The following is a 21,467-nucleotide window of genomic DNA, read 5'->3' on the forward strand; positions in this document are numbered from 1 at the left end:
AGGGAGGAATAAGGTAACGCTAGGAAATCAGAATTTTGAGGCAATAATGAGCAGAGTCAAACTTGCTGTCATCGGTAACGGCATGGTCGGCCACCGGTTTATCGAAGATCTGTTGGAAAAAGCAGACAAAGACCAGTTCGACATCACCGTATTTTGTGAAGAACCGCGCATCGCCTACGACCGCGTGCACCTGTCTTCTTATTTCTCCCACCACACCGCCGAAGAGCTCTCGCTGGTTCGCGAAGGCTTTTACGAAAAACAGGGCGTAAAAGTGCTGGTCGGCGAGCGGGCCATCACCATCAACCGCAGTGAAAAAGTTATTCACTCCAACACCGGCCGCACGGTGTACTACGACAAGCTGATCATGGCCACCGGCTCTTACCCGTGGATCCCACCGATCAAGGGTTCAGACAGCCAGGACTGTTTCGTCTACCGCACCATTGAAGATCTCAACGCCATCGAAGCCTGCGCACGCCGCAGCAAACGCGGTGCCGTAGTCGGCGGCGGCCTGCTCGGTCTGGAGGCCGCAGGCGCGCTGAAAAGCCTGGGCGTAGAAACCCACGTCATTGAGTTTGCGCCGGTGCTGATGGCAGAACAGCTGGATCCGATGGGCGGCGATCAGCTACGTCGTAAAATCGAACGCATGGGCGTCAAAGTTCATACCGGCAAAAATACCCAGGAAATCGTCAACGGCGGGGAGCAGGCGCGCAAGACCATGCAGTTCGCCGACGGCACCGCACTGGAAGTCGACTTTATCGTCTTCTCCACCGGTATCCGTGCCCAGGACAAACTGGCCCATCAGTGTGGGCTAGCCACCGCACGCCGGGGCGGTATCGTGATAAACGACAGTTGCCAAACTTCAGATCCGGACGTTTACGCCATCGGCGAATGCGCCTCATGGCGCGATCGCACCTTCGGCCTGGTTGCACCGGGCTATAAAATGGCACAGGTAACGGCTGACCATCTGCTGGGGCGCGAAAACACCTTCCTGGGCGCAGACATGAGCGCCAAGCTGAAATTGCTGGGTGTAGACGTCGGCGGCATCGGTGATGCCCATGGCCGCACCGAAGGGGCGCGCAGCTACGTTTATCTGGATGAAAGCAAAGAAATTTATAAACGCATCGTCGTCAGCGCAGACAACAAGATCCTGCTCGGCGCGGTGCTGGTGGGCGACACCAGCGACTACGGCAACCTGCTGCAGCTGGCGTTAAACGCCATCGAACTGCCGGAAAACCCGGACGGTCTGATCCTGCCGTCGCACGCAGGCAGCAAGCCGGCGATTGGCGTCGAGTCGCTGCCGGAAACCGCGCAAATCTGCTCCTGCTTCGACGTCAGCAAAGGCGATATCATCAAGGCGGTCAGCATGGGCTGCCACACCGTCGCCGCCATCAAGTCTGAAACCAAGGCCGGTACCGGCTGCGGTGGCTGTATTCCTCTGATCACCCAGGTGCTGAATGCCGAACTGACCAAACAGGGCATCGAAGTCAACCATCACCTGTGCGAGCACTTTGCTTATTCACGCCAGGAGCTCTACCACCTGATCCGCGTCGAAGGCATCAAATCCTTCGACGAACTGCTGGCCAAATACGGCAAGGGTTACGGCTGCGAAGTGTGTAAACCTACCGTTGGCTCACTGCTGGCCTCCTGCTGGAATGAGTACGTGCTCAAACCGCAACATACGCCGCTGCAGGATACTAACGACAACTTCCTCGGCAATATCCAGAAAGACGGCACTTATTCGGTGATCCCACGCTCCGCCGGCGGTGAAATCACGCCGGACGGTTTGATGGCGGTCGGCCAGATCGCCAAGGAATACAATCTGTACACCAAGATGACCGGCTCTCAGCGCATCGGCATGTTCGGCGCGCAAAAAGACGACCTGCCGGCCATTTGGAGCAAACTGATTGCCGCCGGTTTTGAAACCGGCCACGCCTACGCCAAGGCGCTGCGCATGTCGAAAACCTGCGTCGGCAGCACCTGGTGCCGCTATGGCGTCGGCGACAGCGTCGGGTTTGGCGTCAAGCTGGAACACCGCTATAAAGGCATTCGCACCCCGCACAAAATGAAGTTTGGCGTTTCCGGCTGCACCCGTGAATGCGCCGAGGCGCAGGGCAAGGACGTCGGTATTATCGCGACCGAAAACGGCTGGAATCTGTACGTCTGCGGCAACGGCGGCATGAAACCGCGCCATGCCGATCTGCTGGCGGCTGACCTCGACAGCGAAACGCTGGAGCACTACCTCGATCGCTTTATGATGTTCTATATCCGCACCGCCGATAAGCTGCAGCGCACCTCGGTATGGCTGGAAAGCCTGGAAGGCGGCATCGATTACCTGCGCAAAGTGATCATTGACGACAAACTGGGCATCAACGCTCAACTGGAAGCCGAAATCGCCCGCCTTCGCGACGCGGTGATCTGCGAGTGGAAAGAAACCGTTGAGCACCCCGAATCTCAGGTCCGCTTCGCCCACTTTATCAACAGTAGCCAGCGCGATCCGAACGTCCAGGTGGTCGCCGAACGCGAGCAGCACCGCCCGGCCCGTCCGGATGAACGCATTCCTGTCACCCTGTTGGAAACCGAGGAGAACAACGCATGAGCCAGTGGACAACCCTTTGCCCTATCAGCGATATCCTGCCAGGTACCGGCGTGTGTGCCCTGATTGGCGACCAACAGGTGGCCATCTTCCGCCCCTACGCCGACGATCAGGTCTTTGCCATCAGCAATATTGATCCCTTCGCCCAAGCCAGCGTGTTATCACGCGGGCTGATCGCCGAACATCAGGGTGAGCTGTGGGTCGCGAGCCCGTTAAAAAAACAACATTTCCGCCTGCACGACGGTTACTGTCTGGAAGATGACAGCCGCTCCGTCGCGCATTTCGCCAGCCGGGTTTTGGACGGCATGGTGCAGGTCGCGGCCTGATATTTCTACTTTAACCTCAGGGGAAGCAGCATGTTCACCGATACCATCAACAAATGCGCCGCCAATGCGGCGCGCATCGTCCGGCTGGCAAAACACAGCCCGCTGGGCTTTTGGATCAGCTCGGCAATGGCCGGGGCCTACGTCGGCCTCGGCATCATTTTGATCTTCACCCTCGGCAATCTGGTCGATCCCTCCCTGCGTCCGCTGGTGATGGGGGGCACCTTCGGCATCGCGCTGACGCTGGTGATCATCGCCGGTTCCGAACTGTTCACCGGCCACACCATGTTCCTGACGCTCGGCGTCAAGGCAGGCACCATCCGCCAAAGCCAAATGTGGGCGGTCTTGCCGCAGACCTGGTTAGGCAACCTGTTGGGCTCGGTGCTGGTGGCGTTGATGTACTATTACGGCGGCGGCAGCCTGTTGCCGGTGGATACCAGTCTGGTACACACCGCGGCGTTGGCAAAAACCACCGCACCGGCGGAAGTGCTGTTCTTCAAGGGCGTGCTGTGTAACTGGCTGGTCTGCCTGGCGATTTGGATGGCGATCCGCGTGGAAGGTGCCGCCAAGTTCATCGCCATCTGGTGGTGTCTGCTGGCCTTTATCGCTTCCGGCTATGAACACTCGGTTGCCAATATGACGCTGTTCGCCCTGTCCTGGTTCGGCCATCACAGCGAAGCCTATACCCTGAGTGGCATCGGCCATAACCTGCTGTGGGTGACGCTGGGTAATATCCTGTCCGGCTCGGTGCTGATGGGCCTGGGCTACTGGTACGCCACACCGCGTGCCGAACGGCCGCAGGCTGAAAAAGCCGTAACGCGTCAAGCCGCATAATATTCCGGGGCGCTTTGCGCCCCACTGCTGATTGCCCCGAGGATTGCCGATGGATTACCTGCCGATTTTCTGCCAACTGCAACACAAAGCCTGCCTGCTGGTCGGTGGCGGCGAGATTGCCGAACGCAAAGCCCGTTTGCTGCTGGATGCCGGCGCGGCGTTAACCGTCAACGCCTGCAGCTTCAGCCCGCAATTTCACGAATGGGCCGCGCTTGGCCGCGTCACGCTGGCAGAAGGCGAGTTCAGCGCGGCGTTGCTGGCGGAAAAGTGGCTGGTAATCGCCGCCACCGATCGAGTGGAAGTCAACGCGTTGGTGTATCAATGCGCCAACCAGCAACGGGTGTTCTGCAACGTCGTGGATGATCCCAAGCGCGCCAGCTTTATCATGCCATCGATTATCGATCGCTCGCCGATTATGGTCGCGGTGTCTTCCGGCGGTAAAGCGCCGGTGCTGGCGCGGCTGTTGCGAGAAAAACTGGAGGCCATGCTGCCTCAGCACCTTGGCAAGCTGGCGCAACTGGGCGGTTCATTGCGTCAACGGGTGAAAAAGCACTTCTCTGACATCGGCGCACGCCGCCGTTTTTGGGAAAAACTGTTTGCCCACGACCGCCTGGCGCAGTCTTTGGCCAATGATGACCAACCGCTGGCGGATCGGCAGATCGAGGAGCTGTTTAGCCATCAACAGCAACAATGCGGTGAAGTGGTACTGGTGGGTGCCGGACCGGGTGACGCAGGCCTGTTGACCCTGAAAGGCCTGCAGCAGATCCAGCAGGCTGACGTGGTGGTTTATGACCGCCTGGTCTCCGATGAGGTCATGACGCTGGTGCGTCGCGATGCCGAGCGCATTTTCGTCGGCAAACGTGCCGGCAACCATTGCGTGCCACAAGATCAGATTAACCAAATCCTGCTCGAGCAGGCGCAACAAGGTAAGCGCGTAGTACGGCTGAAAGGCGGTGACCCATTCATCTTTGGCCGCGGCGGTGAAGAGCTGGAAACGTTGGCCGACGCCAATATTCCGTTCTCGGTGGTGCCGGGCATTACCGCTGCTTCCGGTTGCTCAGCCTACAGCGGTATTCCCCTCACCCATCGCGACCATGCGCAAAGCGTACGTCTGGTGACGGGGCACGCCAAGCGCGATGGCGGGTTAAACTGGTCAACGCTGGCCGCCGGGCAGCAAACGTTGGTGTTTTACATGGGCCTGACGCAGGCGGCAGAGATCCAACGCCAACTGATCGCGCACGGTATGCCAGCCTCCACCCCGGTGGCGCTGGTAGAAAACGGCACCTCTTGTCGTCAAAGGGTGATCGAAGGGGAACTGAAGCAGCTGGGAACCCTGGCCTTGCGAGCTGCCAGCCCAAGTTTAATCATCGTCGGCAGCGTGGTGAGCCTGCGCAGCAAGCTGAACTGGTTCTCCAGCCAGGAATCACCACAGCCACTGGCGCAAATGGCTTAATCCAGACGTAAAAAAAGCGGCCAATGGCCGCTTTTCTTTTATGGCGAGGATCACTGTGGTGACACGAAGCCAACTGCCTGGTAAACCTTGGCCAACGTTTCCTGTGCGCGCGCACGAGCCTTGGCCGCACCGTCACGCATCACCTGCTGCAGCAAGGCCTCGTCATTGCGGAAACGGTGGTAACGCTCCTGCAGCTCACCCAGCATGCCTGATACCGCTTCGGCTACCGCACCTTTCAGGTGGCCGTACATCTGCCCTTCAAACTCGGCTTCCAACTGAGCGATGCTCTTGCCGGTCACACCGGCGAGAATATCCAGCAGGTTTGATACCCCTGCCTTGTTCGCCACGTCGTAACGCACTACCGGCGGCTCTTCAGAGTCGGTCATCGCACGTTTGATTTTCTTGCTCACCGCTTTCGGATCTTCCAGCAGGCCAATCACGTTGTTGCGGTTATCGTCCGACTTGGACATTTTCTTGGTCGGCTCTTGCAGCGACATCACGCGAGCGCCGGACTTGGGAATAAACGGCTCAGGAACTTTGAACACGTCACCGTACAGCGCATTGAAACGCTGACCAATGTCACGGCTCAGTTCCAGATGTTGCTTCTGGTCTTCACCGACCGGAACCTGGTTGGTCTGGTACAGCAGGATATCTGCCGCCATCAGCACCGGGTAGCTGAACAGGCCGGCGTTGATGTTTTCCGCATAGCGTGCGGATTTGTCTTTGAACTGGGTCATGCGGCTCAGTTCGCCGAAATAGGTATAGCAGTTCAACACCCAGCTCAGTTGCGTATGCTCCGGCACGTGAGACTGTACGAAGATGGTGCTCTTTTGCGGATCGATGCCGCAGGCCAGATACAGCGCCAGCGTGTCCAGCGTAGCTTTGCGCAGTTTTTCTGCGTCCTGACGTACGGTGATCGCATGCAAATCAACGATGCAGTAGATGCAGTCATAATCGTCCTGCATTTTCTCCCACTGACGCAGGGCACCCATGTAGTTGCCAATGGTCAGTTCACCGGACGGCTGTGCGCCGCTAAATACGATGGGCTTACTCATGTTTAAATTTCCTGATTCTCTAAAGATGACAGCCCAAGAGCGGGCAACAAATCGGCAAAGCGCTCCAACACGCGGTCGGGATGGCTCAGGGCAATCGCCTCGCCGTAGTTATAACCGTAGGTCAGCGCGGCGCTAGGGCAGCCAGCCGCCTGCGCCGCCTGAATATCGTTGCGGGAATCGCCCACAAACAGCAACTCGTTGGTGCGCAGACCCAACTTGCCGAGGACCAGATACAGCGGTGCCGGGTGCGGTTTTTTTTCCACCACGTCATCGCCGCCGATAATCAGCGAAAAGTCATCGAGAATGCCCAATGCGGCCAACAGTGGTGCGACAAACGGCGTCGGCTTGTTGGTCACCAGCGCCATGGGATACCCTTGCGCAGCTAATTGGGCCAGCGTTTCCTTCACCTGCGGAAACAGGCGGCTGCCGCTGTCCACGGTTTGCGCATAGAAGTGATCAAAACGTTCGCGCAGTTGTTGGCAGTGTTCCGGGGTGGCTTCCACCTCAGCCCAGCGCAGCGCGCGTTGTACCAGCACGTCTGCGCCATTGCCAATCCAGGTGCTGACCCGGTCTTCGCCGGCCTGCGGCAGACCCATTTCCGCCAGCGCCATATCAATAGCGGCCGCCAATCCCGGCGCGCTGTCTACCAGCGTGCCATCGAGATCAAAGGCCAGAGCGCGGATGGCACTAAAATCAGCCATGCGTCACCTTCGCCAGTTCGCTGCGCATATCATCAATCACCCGGCGATAGTCCGGCTTGCCGAAGATGGCTGAACCGGCGACAAACATGTCTGCACCGGCTGCGGCGATTTCGGCGATGTTGTCGACTTTCACGCCGCCATCCACTTCCAAACGGATATCGCGACCGCTTTCGTCGATCAGCTTGCGCACCTGGCGCAGCTTATCCAAAGTGCCGTGGATAAACGACTGGCCGCCAAAGCCAGGGTTGACCGACATCAGCAGGATCACGTCGATTTTGTCCATCACGTAATCGAGATAGCTCAGCGGCGTCGCCGGGTTGAATACCAAGCCGGCTTTACAGCCGTGCTCTTTAATCAATTGAATGGTGCGATCGACGTGTTCGGAGGCTTCCGGATGGAAAGAGATGTAACTGGCACCCGCTGCGGCGAAGTCCGGCACTATGCGGTCTACCGGCTTCACCATCAGATGCACGTCAATCGGTGCGGTGATGCCGTAGTTACGCAGCGCCTGACAAACCATCGGCCCGATGGTCAGATTGGGAACGTAGTGGTTATCCATCACGTCGAAATGCACTACGTCGGCACCTGCGGCCAGCACGTTGGCTGTGTCTTCACCGAGGCGAGCAAAATCTGCCGACAAAATGGACGGGGCAATCAAAAATTTTTTCATCCGCTATCTCCAAACGTAGGGTTCGAATTTGTTATACGCCGGGGCGTAACCCCGGTTTAACGATAAAGCGCCAAAAGTTCATTCACTTTGCTGCGGCCGAGAATATTGCGGCTGATGGTGCGACGCGCTTTCACAACAAACAGCGAGGCGTGCTGATACCAGTCACGCGTCAGTTCGGTATCGTGGTTGGAAATCAATACCGGCACCTGGCTTTCTACTGAAAGCTGATGTGCCATCAACGCCAGGCTTTGTTGATCGGCCATGCTGAAGCTGTTGGTGTGGTAGGCGGTAAAATTCGCCGTAGCCGATAATGGCGCATACGGCGGATCGCAATACACCACGGTACCACGCTCGGCTTTTGCCATGGTATCCCGGTAATGCTCGCAGACAAAAGTGGCGTTGCGGGATTTTTCGGCGAACCAGTACAGCTCTTCCTCGGGGAAGTACGGTTTCTTGTAACGTCCAAAGGGAACGTTGAACTCGCCACGCAGGTTATATCGGCACAGGCCGTTATAACAGTGGCGGTTCAGATAAAGAAACAGCAGCGCGCGGCGATAAGGATCGGCACTAGTATTAAACTCTTCGCGCAGCAGGTAAAACTGATCCGACTTATTGAATTCATCGGTGAAAAGAAGGCGGGCATCACGCACGAAGTCATCCGTACGCAGCTTAACGATGTTATACAGGTTAATAAGATCGCTGTTGATGTCGGCGAGAATATAGGCATCGTATTCCGTGTTCAGAAAGACTGAACCCGCACCCACGAAGGGCTCGATTAAGCAGTCGCCTGCTGGCAGATGACGACGAATCTCGTCCACCAGCGGGTATTTTCCACCAGCCCATTTTAAAAAAGCGCGGTTTTTCTTCATGCCGTCAATTAGCTACTTATTATACAATTCAGAGCGGCGGATTGTACTCTGTTTCAGACAGCACATCAGCGCACAAATTTAAGTGATTGATACCCTTCATACTTCAAGCCGCAGCATCGCTGGCCACGCACGGTTGTTCAGCCTGTTTCCAGGCCACTTCAGTCATCTGTCGCGGGCTAAATTGCGTGCCCCGATTAACATGGGCGCAGCATGCTGCGCCCCTAAATGTCTGAAATCCCTGCCTTCGCCAACTGAATGCAGCTTGAAATCTACCGGGTTACTTTTTCAGATCTTGCTGTACCTGGCGTACAGGTCGAACCCATGGTTTTTTCGCCTGAACATCCGCTGGCAGCGTCGCGATTGCGCGCTTCGCTTCTGCCGAAGAGGCATAGTTGCCACTCACCAGCACATACCAAGGTTTACCGTCACGCTGGGTTGCGTACACCAGATAATGCTGCAGTTTCTGCTGCTTGGCGTAGGCATTGAGCGTATCGGAACGCGAGGCACTGCTCAGTTGCAGAGTGTAATGGCCTGCCGGTGCAGATTGCAGCGAACCCGCGTTGCCGCTTACGGCTCCCGCCTTGGTACTTGCCGCTCCCGCTTTGGCGGAAGAGGTCGGCGCCGGTGTATACACCGTGGTTGGCGCTTTGTGCTGCGAGGTCGTAGCCGTCGGCTTGCTGGCTGTTTTTGCCGGCGTTTTGTGTTGCTGTGGCGCCGTTCCCTGAACCGGGCGTACGGTTTCTTTCGCCGTTGCGCCGTTCATCAGAGTCGCAGGAGCCGTCGGCAGGGTCGAAGCCGGCCCTGTCATGCCCTGCGCCGCGGTATCAACCTGCCCTTGCTGGGCCGACAGCGCGTCCGACATATTGCCCGGTAAATCGACCCGTTGCTGCGCGCCGCCTTGCTGTGGCTGCGGTTGCGCTTCCGTCGGGGTGCTGGCGATCGGTGGAACGCTGACGGTTTGCGGCTGCGAACTGCTGCTCACACCGTTATTGTCATTGGTGTCGGTAGTACCACCCGGAACGCCGGAATTACCGGCCGTCAGCGACGAAGAACCGGACAGGTTAATGTCTTTGGCCGCGCCATTTTGCGCGCCTTCCTGGGCCGCTTCATGCTTGGTTGGCGCTTTCAGCGCCGAGCCAATGCCGACAATCAGCAATAACAGCACCAAAATACCGATACCAATCATTAAATGCTGACGCGAAACGGCAAAACGCGGTCCCGGAGCCGGTTTGCGCGAACGTGCAGGACGACGATCGCTGCTATCAGGTCTGAGATCGTCTTCCGGTTTAAACTCATCCATCTGAAACCCTCCAACTAGAGGCAAAAGCCCACCACTGTAGATCTACCGTGGCACGGGCAGATTAACCCGATGATGTCAAAGCGACGCCATGCCTGCTTTGCACATAATTAATATAGATGTAAACGGCGGCTAAGCCACTGTTACTTCGTCCGATTTACTTAGGCATTCCCTGCAGGAAGGCAAGCTGCGATGGAAGCAAGCACCATTTCATGCCCAACTCCGCCGCGGACCTCCGCCTGGCCAATGGCCGTCGGCAGTACCAGACGCAGTTCACCGGCCAGTACTTTCTTATCGCGCATCATATGTGGCAAATAAGATTCCGGTGCCATTTCCTGCGGACCACACACCGGCAAGCCAGCGCGTAATAACAGTGCTTTGATACGTTCAATATCTTCGGCGGAGAACTGACCGAGACGGTGCGCGGTTTCTGCCGCCATCACCATGCCGGCAGCGACGGCCTCACCGTGCAACCATACACCATAGCCCATTTCGGCTTCGATAGCATGGCCGTAAGTATGGCCCAAATTCAGCAGCGCACGCAGACCGCTTTCGCGTTCGTCAGCGGCAACGACCTCAGCCTTAAGTTCACAGCAACGGCGGATGCAATAGGCCAAAGCCTGCATGTCCAACGCCACCAGAGCATCAATATTGTTTTCCAGCCAGACAAAGAAATCGCGATCGAGAATAATCCCGTACTTGATCACTTCAGCCAAACCAGAGGAGAGCTCACGCGCCGGCAAGGTTTTCAGGCAATCCAGATCAACCACGACTGAAGCGGGTTGATAGAAGGCACCGATCATGTTTTTACCGAGCGGATGATTGACGGCGGTTTTACCGCCAACGGAAGAGTCCACCTGCGACAGCAGAGTGGTAGGGACCTGAATAAAGCGGACTCCGCGCTGATAACACGCGGCGGCAAAACCGGTTAGATCGCCTACCACGCCGCCGCCAAGGGCAATCAGCGTGGTATCGCGACCGTGCGGTTTTTCCAACAGCGCCGAGAACACCTGCTCGAGCACGGCAAGAGATTTGTACTGTTCGCCATCAGGTAAAATCACCTGATCCACCATGACGCCAGCCTGTTCCAGCACCTTCCGGACGTGGTCCAGATAGAGTGGCGCCAGGGTTTGGTTGGTGACCAGCATAACCTGCTCACCCGCCTTCAGCGGCATAAAAGAAGCCGGATCGTTGAACAATCCGGCGGCTATGGTAATCGGGTAGCTGCGCTCCCCAAGCGTTACGGTAATTCTCTCCATGTCGCGCTCAGTTCTCAGTGTGGTTTATCCCCGCTACTGCGGGGAACACAATCAGTCTTTCCGCATTTGCCGTGGCGAACACGGAAACCGCAATCAGTTGCTTTCCAGCATGTTGATAATCTGGTTGGCAACCACTTTGGCGCTTTGATCGTCGGTGCGGATGGTGACATCTGCAATTTCTTCGTATAACGGATTGCGCTCTTTCGCCAGCGCTTCAAGCACTTCACGCGGAGGAGAATCAACCTGCAGCAGCGGACGCTTTTTGTCGCGCTGGGTTCGGGCCAATTGCTTCTCGATAGTGGTTTCCAGGTACACCACTACGCCACGCGCCGACAGACGGTTACGCGTTTCACGCGATTTAACCGAACCGCCGCCGGTAGCCAGCACGATGCCTTGCTTTTCCGTCAGTTCATTAATGACTTTTTCTTCACGATCGCGGAAACCTTCTTCACCTTCCACGTCGAATACCCAGCCCACGTCAGCTCCGGTACGTCGCTCAATTTCTTGATCGGAGTCGAAAAACTCCATATTGAGTTGCTGAGCTAACTGACGGCCAATAGTGCTTTTGCCGGCACCCATAGGCCCAACCAGAAAGATATTGCGTTTCTCTGCCATGTTTTTCGGTATTACTAAGACAATTCGTTAATGTTAACCCGCCCCGCCAATCAAATCAGCGGCGGGACCTAAACTGAAACCTCATGAACGATAGTGCGAGATCAGACGGAAAATTATCTCAACACTCTTGGTAGTTTGGCAACCGAATAAATCGCAATCCACGCCGCAGGAGGGAAACCATACGTTTTTAACGGCGTCTTGGCGCTAACAAAAAAACCTCGGTGCTCAATTCGGTAACCCTTGTAAGCTAAATCGGTCGCAGCGTCAAACGCAGATGCCCCCAAGGCGATAAAAAAGTGCATCTGCTCATCAACTTTAGGTGATTTTCCACGAACCTGACACATTGCCGCTCAGGCCTTAATCAATGTCGGAGTAATGAATATCACCAGCTCACGCCGTTTATGCTGCTTGCTGCTCTGTTTGAACAAAGATCCCAGCAGTGGCACATCGCCAATACCGGGCACCTTATCTGCCCCCTGGGCGCTATGGCGCTGAAATACGCCGCCCAAAACAATGGTTTCGCCATCTTTCACCGTCACCTGGGTTTTGATCTCCTGCTTATCTATCGCCAGCGTCTCGCCTGTCGCGCGGCTGATGGAGCGCCCCGGCATGTTCTGACTGATTTGCAACGTCAGGGTAATACGGCCATTCGGCAAAATTTTTGGCGTCACCTCCATGCCCAGCACCGCCTCTTTAAATTCTATCGATGTCGCCCCGCTGGCACCGCTGTTCACCTCATAGGGAATTTCCGTCCCTTGCTTGATGCTGGCAGTCTGCAGATTAGCGGTCAGCAGGCGCGGGCTGGCGATAATTTCCACCCGGTTCTCCTGTTCCAGCGCCATCAGTTCCAGATCGAGCAAACGGCCACCGATTCGTGCCAGATGAAAACCGGCGCTGACGGCGCTACGCTCCAACGGCAACGCCACGTTGAAGCCATCCAATTGCCACGACTTTGCTGGCCGCTCGTCCGGCGCCAGCCCCCAACGCACACCAAGCTCCCGCAAGCTTTCGCTGTTAATAGTGACGATATGCGCCGCTAACTGCACCTGCGCCAATGGCACATCCATCTCCGCGATCCGCTGCGTCAATAACGCCACTATCGGTGCGGTATCGCGGAGCAGCACGGCATTGGTGCGTTTGTCCGCCACCAGGCTGCCCCGCTCACTCAACAAGGTACCGTCCTGAGCATTCAGATTTTCAGCAATCTCCGTCGCGTCGGCATGATTCAGCGGCAGGGTCACGCTGTGTAATGGCTGTTTTTGCGCTAAAGCCAGCTGTTGTCGTTGCTTTTCCTGTTCGCTTGGTTCGGGAAACACCATCATCACGTTGCCCTCCAGCGTCATAGTCAGTTTCCCCATGCGTAAAATCACGGCCAGGGCCTGCCGCCAGGGTACCTTATCCAACCGCAGCGTCAGGTTTCCCCCCACGCCTGCGGCGGTGACGACATTAAGCTGCTGATGATCCGCCAGCGCCTGCAATACCACAGCCACAGGCGCATCCTGAAACTCCAGAGAAATGGGGTCAGGCTCCTGTGCTATGCTTGCGAACGCACTCCCCCACAGCAAAACTGCAAGCCAACGACATCCTTTCATTTTTCTTCCTTATGCTTTCCCAACGCCAACACCACCCTATCCTCGGCAACCGAACAGGCCGGATTACTCTGAACCGCGCTTAACGTCACTTGCCGCTCCAGTATCTGCTCAACCTGCCAACGCCCAGCCAGTAGCGTTTGGCTGGGTTTGACTCGCAACCACTTTCCGCCCGGCGTAACTATCCAGGCAAAACGCAGCTTCTCGTGTCCGAGGGTGCCTTTTAATCGCCAATTCACCGGCGACTCTGCCGCGGCAGGACAGTCGGGGGAAGGCAGCGGTCGAAAAGGATCCCGTGGCTGCGCCAGCAGCGCCATCGGTAGCAACAACAGCCAGAACCCAAGGTTTTTATTCATAGGGGGCAACCCGCACAGCCTCAGCCACATCCTGGAAAGTGAAATGCACCGACACCCCCTCCGTCTGCGTTTCAACAGTCATCTGTTCGATGCGTAGCTTGGTGGGCAATTTTTCCAGCAGCCTTAATAAGCTGCCGTACTCAAGATGCAGCCGTAGGGCTTGCCGCGAGGCTTTTTCCTGCTGCTGCCAGCGTTGCAGCCCGGCCCCCACTTGCTGCAATACGTCCAGCAACGCTTCATTAGCCACCGGTGAGGGCTTAATCTGTTGCAGTTGTTGATTGAGAGCCTCCATTGTCGGCATCCGGGCCAATTGTGCCCACAGCGGAGACATTTGTTGCGTTAGGCGTTGCCGCTCCACCTGGGTCTGCCCCAGTTGCTGCCATTTGCCCTGTAGCAGCAGAAGGCCGAACAGCAGGATTGGGCCGCTCAACGCCAGCCACTGCATCAGCAACAGCTTCCACCCCGGCAGGTTCAAGCATCTCGTTAGCCAGCGCGGTAGAGGCTTATTCATCCCGCCCCCACTGTGCCGTCAGGGTAAATGAAAACAAACCATCCTGACGCTGCACCACCTCAGTCAGGCGGCCGTGCTGCAACAACGGCAACGCAACTAGCCGTTGTTCAAACTGAGTCACCGCCTCATAACGGAGGCTCAGGCCCCGCAGACGGATATTTTGTGGATTAGTATCCAATGCGATAAGCCACAACGCTGCGGGCAACAGGGGCGACAGCTGTTGCAGCAATTGAAGGTAACGTCGGTTGTGCACCCCATTCATGCCCTGTTGCTCCACCTGCGCGGTTAAGCTTGCCAGGCGAGCCATTGCCCGTTGCCGTTGCTGAAAACGTTCCGTCAATTCCGTCTGCTGCCCGACCAGCGTCAAAAGTGCCAGATACTCTTGATCCTGCTGACGGTTTAACAATCCCAAAACCCCCGTCAGCACCGCCGCAGCCAGCGCCAGTTGCAACACCAACAGGCGCAACCAGAAAGTGGCGCGCCGACGCTGAGCTCGAGTGCGCCAGGGCAAAAGATTAACCTGATACATCAGCTAGTTGTCCTCTGTGCGCAGCGCCAAACCCCCGGCTAATACAAATGCCGCCGGTATAAGGGGCTGCGGTGGACGCAGTTGACTAAAAGCGCTAAATGGAGACCAGGACAAACATCCTGGCGGAGGCAGCTCATCCAGCACGCTGCTATAGTAAATTTGCTGCGTAGCAAGTGGCTGGCAGGCGGCATGCATTGCCGCCAGCGCCTGACCCGCCTCTGTGGCCTCCACCATTGGGACAACCCCATAGGCAAAGGACGTAGAAGGTGATGCAACCCATAACCACTCCAGCTCGAGGCGATGCAGCAAACCGGTTTCGGTCGACACGCCTGCCGCTGTCGCCATCGTGCGAAGCGCGCAAGGGGTAATATCGACTACCTGCGGCTGCAAATTGGCCTGGTGCAAGCAATGCAGCCACTGTTCCACCTCTTGCTGCCGCGCAGCGGTAAGCAGCAAAGTGGCAGCGTCTGCCGGTGATGGACGGTAATCCAGAGCCAGCGACTGGCTATCCAGCGGGAACTGTTTTAATCCCTGGTTGGTGATGTATTCACCGCGAGCCGGCTCTTTCAGCCTCGCGTCCGGCAGCGGCATCTGCTGCTGTAAAACCCGTTGAGCGGGCAAAGCAATGCGTAAGGAAATATGTCTTGGTAACTGAATTCGCCATTGTCGCAGCGCCTGAATCAGCAGCTCAGGGTGTTCGAGACTACCTTGTCGTAACACCGGTTGCGGCAGACTGTGTTGCCACCAGTGACGCAGTTGCCAACCGTTGCGGCGGCGCTGTACCGCCAGGGCGCGAATGCAGTCACTTTGTATATCCAGCCCCACCTGCCATGCTTGAGTGAACATATTTCGCCCGATCTCCATATCGTCAGATGATAAAAGAACATATCCATGTTGCAGGCTTGCCTTTATACTACCGCGCGGTTGTTTATAAACTGCCCAAATGACATGAAAATGGGAAATCTCAGGTGAAGTTCGTAAAGTATTTACTAATCCTTGCAGTGTGTTGCATCGTATTGGGGGCAGCCTCGATCTTTGGCTTGTACAAATATGTCGAGCCACAGTTGCCTGACGTTGCGACGCTGAAAGATGTGCGGCTGCAAATACCGATGCAGGTTTACAGCGCCGACGGCGAACTGATCGCCCAATACGGTGAAAAACGCCGTATTCCGCTGAAGTTGAACCAAATTCCACCGGTTATGGTGCATGCGTTTATCGCTACCGAAGACAGCCGCTTCTATGAGCATCATGGCGTCGACCCGGTCGGTATCTTCCGTGCCGCCTCTATTGCGCTGGTCTCCGGCCATGCGTCGCAGGGGGCGAGTACCATTACCCAGCAGTTGGCGAGAAACTTCTTCTTAAGCCCGGAACGCACCCTGATGCGCAAAATCAAGGAAGCTTTCCTGGCGATTCGCATCGAACAGATGCTGAGCAAAGACGAAATTCTCGAGCTGTACCTGAACAAAATCTATCTGGGGTATCGCGCCTATGGCGTGGGTGCCGCGGCTCAGGTTTACTTCGGTAAAGACGTTAGCCAGCTCACCTTAAGCGAAATGGCGACCATCGCCGGCTTGCCGAAAGCACCGTCTACCTTCAACCCGCTTTACTCCCACGATCGCGCCGTCGCGCGCCGCAACGTGGTGCTGTCGCGCATGATGGATGAGCATTACATCACTCAGGCGCAGTACGATCAGGCCCGTAGCGAAGAACTGGTGGCCAACTACCATGCACCGGAAATCAGCTTCTCCGCCCCGTATCTCTCCGAGATGGTGCGTCAGGAAATGATCAAGCGTTATGGCGACAACGCCTATACCGACGGTTACAAGGTCTACACCACCATCACCAAAAAGCTGCAGCTGGCGGCGCAGGAGTCGGTACGTAACAACGTGCTGGCCTACGATATGCGCCACGGTTACCGCGGCCCGTCCAACGTGCTGTGGAAAGTCGGTGAAGCGGCGTGGGATCAAAAACAGATCGTCGATTCGCTGAAGAATCTGCCGAACTACGGCCCGCTGTCTCCGGCGGTGATTGTCTCGGCCAACGCCGAAGAAGCGACGGCGATGATGGCTGACGGCAGCCACATTGCGCTACCGATGGCGACCATGCGTTGGGCGCGTCCTTACAAATCAGATACTCAGCAGGGCCCAACGCCGAAACGCGTCACCGACGTAGTGCAGGCCGGTCAGCAAGTCTGGGTACGTAAGGTGGGCGAAAATTGGTGGCTGTCACAGGTGCCGGACGTCAACTCGGCCCTGGTGTCGATCAACCCGAATGACGGGGCCGTGAAGGCGCTGGTCGGCGGGTTCGACTTCAACCAGAGCAAGTTCAACCGCGTTACCCAGGCGCTGCGTCAGGTCGGTTCCAATATCAAACCTTTCCTGTACACCGCCGCGATGGACAAGGGCCTGACCCTGGCAACCATCCTGAATGACCTGCCGATCACCCGTTGGGATCCGGGCGCCGGTACCGACTGGCGACCGAAAAACTCACCGCCAACCTACGATGGGCCAATTCGTCTGCGTCAGGGTCTGGGACAGTCGAAGAACGTAGTGATGGTGCGTGCAATGCGTGCGATGGGCGTCGACTATGCGGCAGAATATCTGCAGCGTTTCGGCTTCCCGGCACAGAACATCGTGCACACCGAATCGCTGGCGTTAGGCTCCGCATCGTTCACCCCTATGCAACTGGTGCGCGGCTATGCGGTTCTGGCCAACGGCGGTTACCTGGTGGATCCGTACTTTATCACCAAGATTGAAGATGATAGCGGCAACACGGTGTTCGAAACCAAGCCGAAGATTGTCTGCAGCAGCTGTAACCTGCCGGTGATCTACGGTGATACCCACCGTTCCGCCGTACTTTCTGAAGACAATATTGAAAATGTCGCTACGTCGCAGGAAGGCAAGAATGGCAGCGTGCCGATGCCGCAACTGGAGCAGGTGACTCCGGCTCAGGTGCTCCAGGATGGCGATCAGCAGTATGCGCCACACGTGATCAGCACCCCGCTGGCGTTCCTGATGCATGACGCGCTGAACAGTAACATTTTCGGCGAACCGGGCTGGATGGGCACCGCATGGCGTGCTGGCCGTGACCTGAAGCGTCGTGATATCGGCGGCAAAACCGGGACCACCAACAGCTCGAAAGATGCCTGGTTCTCCGGCTATGGCCCGGATACCGTGACCTCGGTATGGATTGGCTTTGATGACCATCGCCGTGACCTTGGCCGTGCTACGGCTTCAGGCGCGATACCGGATCAGGTTTCCGGCGGCGAAGGCGGTGCGAAGAGTGCACAGCCGGCATGGGACGACTTTATGAAAACCGCGCTGGAAGGCATTCCGGAGCAGAAGGTCACTCCACCACCCGGCATCATCAGCGTCACCATCGACAAGAGCAGCGGCAAGCTTTCTGGCGGCGGCGGCGGCAGTCGCTCCGAGTACTTCATCGAAGGGACTCAGCCAACGGACTACCCATCGCGAGATACCGGCACGACGTTGACGGATCCCGGCGGCGAGAGCCACGAGCTGTTCTAACAAAAAAGGGCCAGAGAAATCTGGCCCTTTTTTTATCTAGCAATCAACGATTAACGTGAACCGCGTAAAAATGCCTCAGTCAGGAACAGCGCACTGACGTTGCGCGCCTCACGGAAATCCGGTTCGGCCAGCAACGCCATCATATCGGCAATCGGCCAGCGTACCTGCGGCAAGGGCTCCGGCTCATCCCCTTCCAGACTCTGCGGGTAGAGATCGTGCGCCAGCACGATATTCATTTTGCTGGAAAAGTACGAAGGGGCCATCGTCAGCTTGCTGAGGAAATCAAAACGTTTGGCGCCAAACCCCACCTCTTCCATCAGTTCACGGTTGGCCGCCTCCAACACACCCTCACCTGGATCGATCAACCCCTTGGGGAACCCCAGCTCATAAGATTCGGTACCCACCGCATATTCACGGATCAGCAGCAAGTCATCGCCAATCACCGGCACAATCATCACGGCCTCACGGTCCGAGGGCCGCATCCGCTCATACACCCGCCGTACACCGTTACTGAACTCCAGATCGACGGACTCAACGTTAAATAAACGCGAACGTGCGACCGTTTCAACTTTCAGAATTTTAGGTTTTTGCAGGTGTTTATCCATGATTGCCTCAAATGAGTTATCCGGCGGCAGGCCACAACATCAGGCGTGATGACGCAGATAACCAGAATAATGATTGGCGTGACGCGCAGTTCACTTGCGTTCAAACGCTGACCAAAACCGATCTTGATCACATTGTGCGTTAATGAGAACCTTTGCCGCAACGAGCACAAGCAGTAATTTACTTTTTTTTAACAACTGTAGCCAGCACCTGCCGATTTTCTGTCTTTCTCGGGTAAAAAAGAGTGCATTAAAATAAGATAATGCCGATACCGATAGAAGAGCCCGATTGCTATCATCACGCAGGTAAGACATGGCGATAAAACGGGCAGTCATTATCAATAAATGAGATCCCGGCGGAGAATCTTTCCTCCCGCCACTGTTCAGGGTGTCTCTTGGTGATTTGACTGCGTATAATGCGCCACGATTCATCAGGTTGGTGAGGTTCACGGGTCCAAGATGGGGATAGCATGAGCACAATAGTGTTGATATTGGCCTTAGTGCTTGCCTGCCTGATTGCCGCCAGCCTGTATCTCTGGTTTAAAGCCCGCAATCAGCCGCTGCTCACGCGCGCGTTGCCCTTTATCAAACCCACACACCGTAAACTGACCGGCGAAGAGCGCGCCGCCGTCGAGCATTATCTCGGCCAGCAAAATAAGCTGAGCAACAAACTGTTGCCCGGTAACGGCTCATTGCCTTCCGCCAAGCTGGCGCTGACCCCGCAAAGCGATAACGTCTACCCCATTACCCACGCCATTACCCGCTACGGGCTGGCCAGCGATGAACCCAACAAGTGGCGCTATTATCTGGACGCCGAAGAGGTGCATCTGCCGCCGTTCTGGGAACAGTACATCAGCGCCGATAACCATGTGGAAGTGATCAGAACCCAGACGTTACCACTGGTCATCTCCCTCAACGGGCATTCGCTGAAAGACCATATTCACGATCGACCGCAACCGCCGGTGGTGAAAGCAGCCCCGAGCCAAAATGCCTCCATTCGCAAGGAAGAGAGCGAGCATGTCGAGCTGGTGAATATCCGCAAGGAAACGCCGGAAGAACATGCGCTAACTCGCCCGAACGGCATCAAGGAAGCCGCCGTTATCTCGGCTGCCCTGCTGCTGCTATTCTTCAGCCTGATAAGCCCGGTGGTGGTCATTCCCTGGATGATAGTGGTCGCCGTGCTGATGATCGCCTGGGGTTGCTGGAATCTGTTCCGTCGGCCGACATCACGCGAACTGAAAGAAGTGCACTGCCTGCGTGGCACCCCCAAGCGTTGGGGGCTGTTTGGCGAATCTAATCAGGGGCAGATCAGCAATATCTCTCTCGGCATCATCGATCTGATTTATCCGCCGCACTGGCAGCCTTATATCACCCAGGATCTGGGCAAGACCACCGACGTGGATATCTACCTTAACCGCCAGGTGTTACGCCAGGGACGCTTCCTTTCTCTGCATGATGAGGTGAAAAACTTCCCGTTGCAGCAGTGGGGCAGAAACGCGGTGCTGATGGCCAGTTCGTTTTTGGTGCTGGTGCTGCTGCTGACCTATATTCCGCTAAGTCTGCCGCTTAAGCTGAGCATGGCCTGGCTGCAGGGCGCGCAAAAAATCGAAGTGACCAACGTTCAGGCTCTCGAAGGCGCCACCTTGCGCATCGGCGATACCCTGAAAGCTCAAGGCAACGGTATGTGTTATGTGCCGCCACCGGTCAGCGGTTCGCACACCTCCAACTTTATGCCTTTCGACTGCTCAGGCATTTACTGGAACAACGCAGCCCCCCTGCCGCAGCCGGAATCAGACGTCATCGACAAAGCTTCAGCGTTGCTGGCGACGGTCAATACTCAGTTGCATCCCGATGGTACCGATCAGAAACTCAACCCGCAGCTGGCCAGCGCGATTGAAAAATCCGGCATGATCCTATTGGATGATTTTTCCGATATCGTGCTAAAAACGCAGGATCTTTGCCAGGCGGACAACGACTGCGTTCGGCTGAAAAACGCCCTAGTGAACCTAGGTAACGTCAAAAACTGGGCAACCCTGGTGAAACGCGCCAAGTCGGGCGCTTTGCAGGGGGTCAACGTGTTGCTGCGCCCGGTGAGTGCCGAATCGCTGGAAAGCCTGACCAAGGTTGCCGCATCGTCGTTTGTCTACAGCGAAACCCGGCAGGCCGCCGCCGCGCTCAACAGCCCTCCACCTGGCGGATTCCTGATCAGCAGCGATGAAGGCAAACAGCTGGTCAATCACCCACAGCCTGCGGTCCCCTTAAACGAGTACAACGCGCTCGATCAATGGAATGAACTGCAACGTCTGGCCAGCATGCTGCTGCATACGCCGTTTGAAGCTCAGGGCGTGATCACCAGTATCAGTGTCGACGCCAACGGTACACGCCATATTGCGCTGCACAGCGAGCCAGATATCATCACCCTGTGGCGCTATCTCGGTACCAGCCTGCTGCTGCTGACGGTCGCCGTCGTTCTGGGTTACAACACCTGGCGACTGGTGCAGCGCCGCCGCATCAACCAGCACCGAACCGCCGATATCCAGCGCTATTACGAAAGCTGCTTTAACCCGCAGCTCTCCCCGATGTCATTACGGCCAATGCCCTGAGTCGTTCGCAGGCCTGCTTCCTGTCATCCGCTTATGCTACGCTAACGCTATTCCCCTTATCCTGCGGACCCCCGACGGTTC

Annotated in this window: 20 protein-coding genes; 6 read left to right on the forward strand and 14 right to left on the reverse strand. The window is 56.7% G+C overall.

The annotated features are described in order from the left end of the window. Positions 1-46 precede the first annotated feature (46 nt). The 4 genes from nirB to cysG are packed head-to-tail and all read left to right on the forward strand — an operon-like array spanning position 47 to position 5,203. The gene (nirB, locus tag AAZT04_RS22450; RefSeq protein WP_434681829.1) at positions 47-2,596 is read left to right on the forward strand and encodes a nitrite reductase large subunit NirB; all 2,550 of its coding nucleotides are present in this window, start codon (positions 47-49) and stop codon (positions 2,594-2,596) included. Continuing rightward, the gene (gene nirD / locus AAZT04_RS22455) at positions 2,593-2,919 is read left to right on the forward strand and encodes a nitrite reductase small subunit NirD (protein ID WP_020837321.1); all 327 of its coding nucleotides are present in this window, start codon (positions 2,593-2,595) and stop codon (positions 2,917-2,919) included. Before nirB ends, nirD begins: the two co-directional genes overlap by 4 nt. A 30-nt stretch (positions 2,920-2,949) precedes the next feature. Beyond that, positions 2,950-3,750, forward strand: a complete 801-nt coding sequence (gene nirC, locus AAZT04_RS22460) for a nitrite transporter NirC (protein WP_261287318.1) — start codon at positions 2,950-2,952, stop codon at positions 3,748-3,750. Positions 3,751-3,799: 49 nt separating this feature from the next. Next, positions 3,800-5,203: a siroheme synthase CysG gene (gene cysG, locus AAZT04_RS22465; RefSeq protein WP_115060724.1), complete on the forward strand. Its 1,404-nt coding sequence runs from the start codon at positions 3,800-3,802 to the stop codon at positions 5,201-5,203. 50 nt (positions 5,204-5,253) lie between these two features. On the opposite strand, the gene trpS is transcribed toward cysG, so the two are convergent. The 13 genes from trpS to pilM all read right to left on the reverse strand — a co-directional run bounded on the left by trpS (position 5,254) and on the right by pilM (position 15,500). After that, positions 5,254-6,258 carry a tryptophan--tRNA ligase gene (gene trpS, locus AAZT04_RS22470; RefSeq protein WP_020837324.1) on the reverse strand — a complete coding sequence of 335 codons (1,005 nt, stop codon included), beginning with the start codon at positions 6,256-6,258 and terminating at the stop codon, positions 5,254-5,256. A gap of 2 nt (positions 6,259-6,260) precedes the next feature. Next, entirely contained in the window at positions 6,261-6,959 is a 699-nt protein-coding gene (locus AAZT04_RS22475) for a phosphoglycolate phosphatase (protein WP_046372482.1), read from the reverse strand. Then, positions 6,952-7,629: a ribulose-phosphate 3-epimerase gene (gene rpe, locus AAZT04_RS22480; protein ID WP_020837326.1), complete on the reverse strand. Its 678-nt coding sequence runs from the start codon at positions 7,627-7,629 to the stop codon at positions 6,952-6,954. Before rpe ends, AAZT04_RS22475 begins: the two co-directional genes overlap by 8 nt. 56 nt (positions 7,630-7,685) lie before the next feature. Further along, entirely contained in the window at positions 7,686-8,498 is an 813-nt protein-coding gene (dam, locus tag AAZT04_RS22485) for an adenine-specific DNA-methyltransferase (protein WP_020837327.1), read from the reverse strand. Between the two features lie 277 nt (positions 8,499-8,775). Then, on the reverse strand, positions 8,776-9,798 hold the full coding sequence (locus AAZT04_RS22490) for an SPOR domain-containing protein (protein WP_046372481.1): 1,023 nt from the start codon (positions 9,796-9,798) through the stop codon (positions 8,776-8,778). Between the two features lie 158 nt (positions 9,799-9,956). After that, entirely contained in the window at positions 9,957-11,054 is a 1,098-nt protein-coding gene (aroB, locus tag AAZT04_RS22495) for a 3-dehydroquinate synthase (protein WP_020837329.1), read from the reverse strand. A 93-nt stretch (positions 11,055-11,147) separates the two neighbouring features. Then, on the reverse strand, positions 11,148-11,669 hold the full coding sequence (gene aroK / locus AAZT04_RS22500) for a shikimate kinase AroK (protein WP_004391482.1): 522 nt from the start codon (positions 11,667-11,669) through the stop codon (positions 11,148-11,150). Between the two features lie 113 nt (positions 11,670-11,782). Beyond that, on the reverse strand, positions 11,783-12,013 hold the full coding sequence (locus AAZT04_RS22505) for a hypothetical protein (protein ID WP_020837331.1): 231 nt from the start codon (positions 12,011-12,013) through the stop codon (positions 11,783-11,785). Between the two features lie 6 nt (positions 12,014-12,019). Continuing rightward, positions 12,020-13,261, reverse strand: coding sequence for a DNA uptake porin HofQ (gene hofQ / locus AAZT04_RS22510; protein WP_065424719.1), 1,242 nt, complete (start codon positions 13,259-13,261; stop codon positions 12,020-12,022). Beyond that, positions 13,258-13,614 (reverse strand): HofP DNA utilization family protein, encoded by a 357-nt coding sequence (locus AAZT04_RS22515; RefSeq protein WP_046372480.1) that lies wholly within the window; start codon positions 13,612-13,614, stop codon positions 13,258-13,260. Before AAZT04_RS22515 ends, hofQ begins: the two co-directional genes overlap by 4 nt. Further along, positions 13,607-14,125 carry a hypothetical protein gene (locus AAZT04_RS22520; RefSeq protein ID WP_041415063.1) on the reverse strand — a complete coding sequence of 173 codons (519 nt, stop codon included), beginning with the start codon at positions 14,123-14,125 and terminating at the stop codon, positions 13,607-13,609. Before AAZT04_RS22520 ends, AAZT04_RS22515 begins: the two co-directional genes overlap by 8 nt. Then, entirely contained in the window at positions 14,118-14,654 is a 537-nt protein-coding gene (locus tag AAZT04_RS22525) for a PilN domain-containing protein (protein WP_434681841.1), read from the reverse strand. The genes AAZT04_RS22520 and AAZT04_RS22525 overlap by 8 nt, the downstream gene beginning before the upstream one ends. 3 nt (positions 14,655-14,657) lie before the next feature. Continuing rightward, a complete protein-coding gene (gene pilM, locus AAZT04_RS22530) occupies positions 14,658-15,500 on the reverse strand; it encodes a type IV pilus biogenesis protein PilM (RefSeq protein WP_434681844.1) in 843 nt (280 codons plus the stop codon). Positions 15,501-15,622: 122 nt separating this feature from the next. Here pilM and mrcA point away from each other — a divergent pair, with 122 nt between their 5' ends. Next, a complete protein-coding gene (gene mrcA, locus AAZT04_RS22535; RefSeq protein ID WP_041415065.1) occupies positions 15,623-18,181 on the forward strand; it encodes a peptidoglycan glycosyltransferase/peptidoglycan DD-transpeptidase MrcA in 2,559 nt (852 codons plus the stop codon). A gap of 50 nt (positions 18,182-18,231) precedes the next feature. Here mrcA and nudE read toward each other — a convergent pair whose 3' ends face one another. Then, a complete protein-coding gene (nudE, locus tag AAZT04_RS22540) occupies positions 18,232-18,786 on the reverse strand; it encodes an ADP compounds hydrolase NudE (RefSeq protein WP_006319109.1) in 555 nt (184 codons plus the stop codon). A gap of 467 nt (positions 18,787-19,253) precedes the next feature. Here nudE and AAZT04_RS22545 point away from each other — a divergent pair, with 467 nt between their 5' ends. After that, entirely contained in the window at positions 19,254-21,386 is a 2,133-nt protein-coding gene (locus tag AAZT04_RS22545; RefSeq protein ID WP_434681848.1) for an intracellular growth attenuator family protein, read from the forward strand. Positions 21,387-21,467: the final 81 nt, after the last annotated feature.

Origin of the sequence: Serratia sp. Je.1.23.a, from assembly GCF_051129805.1 — a bacterium.
Lineage (GTDB): Bacteria > Pseudomonadota > Gammaproteobacteria > Enterobacterales > Enterobacteriaceae > Serratia > Serratia liquefaciens.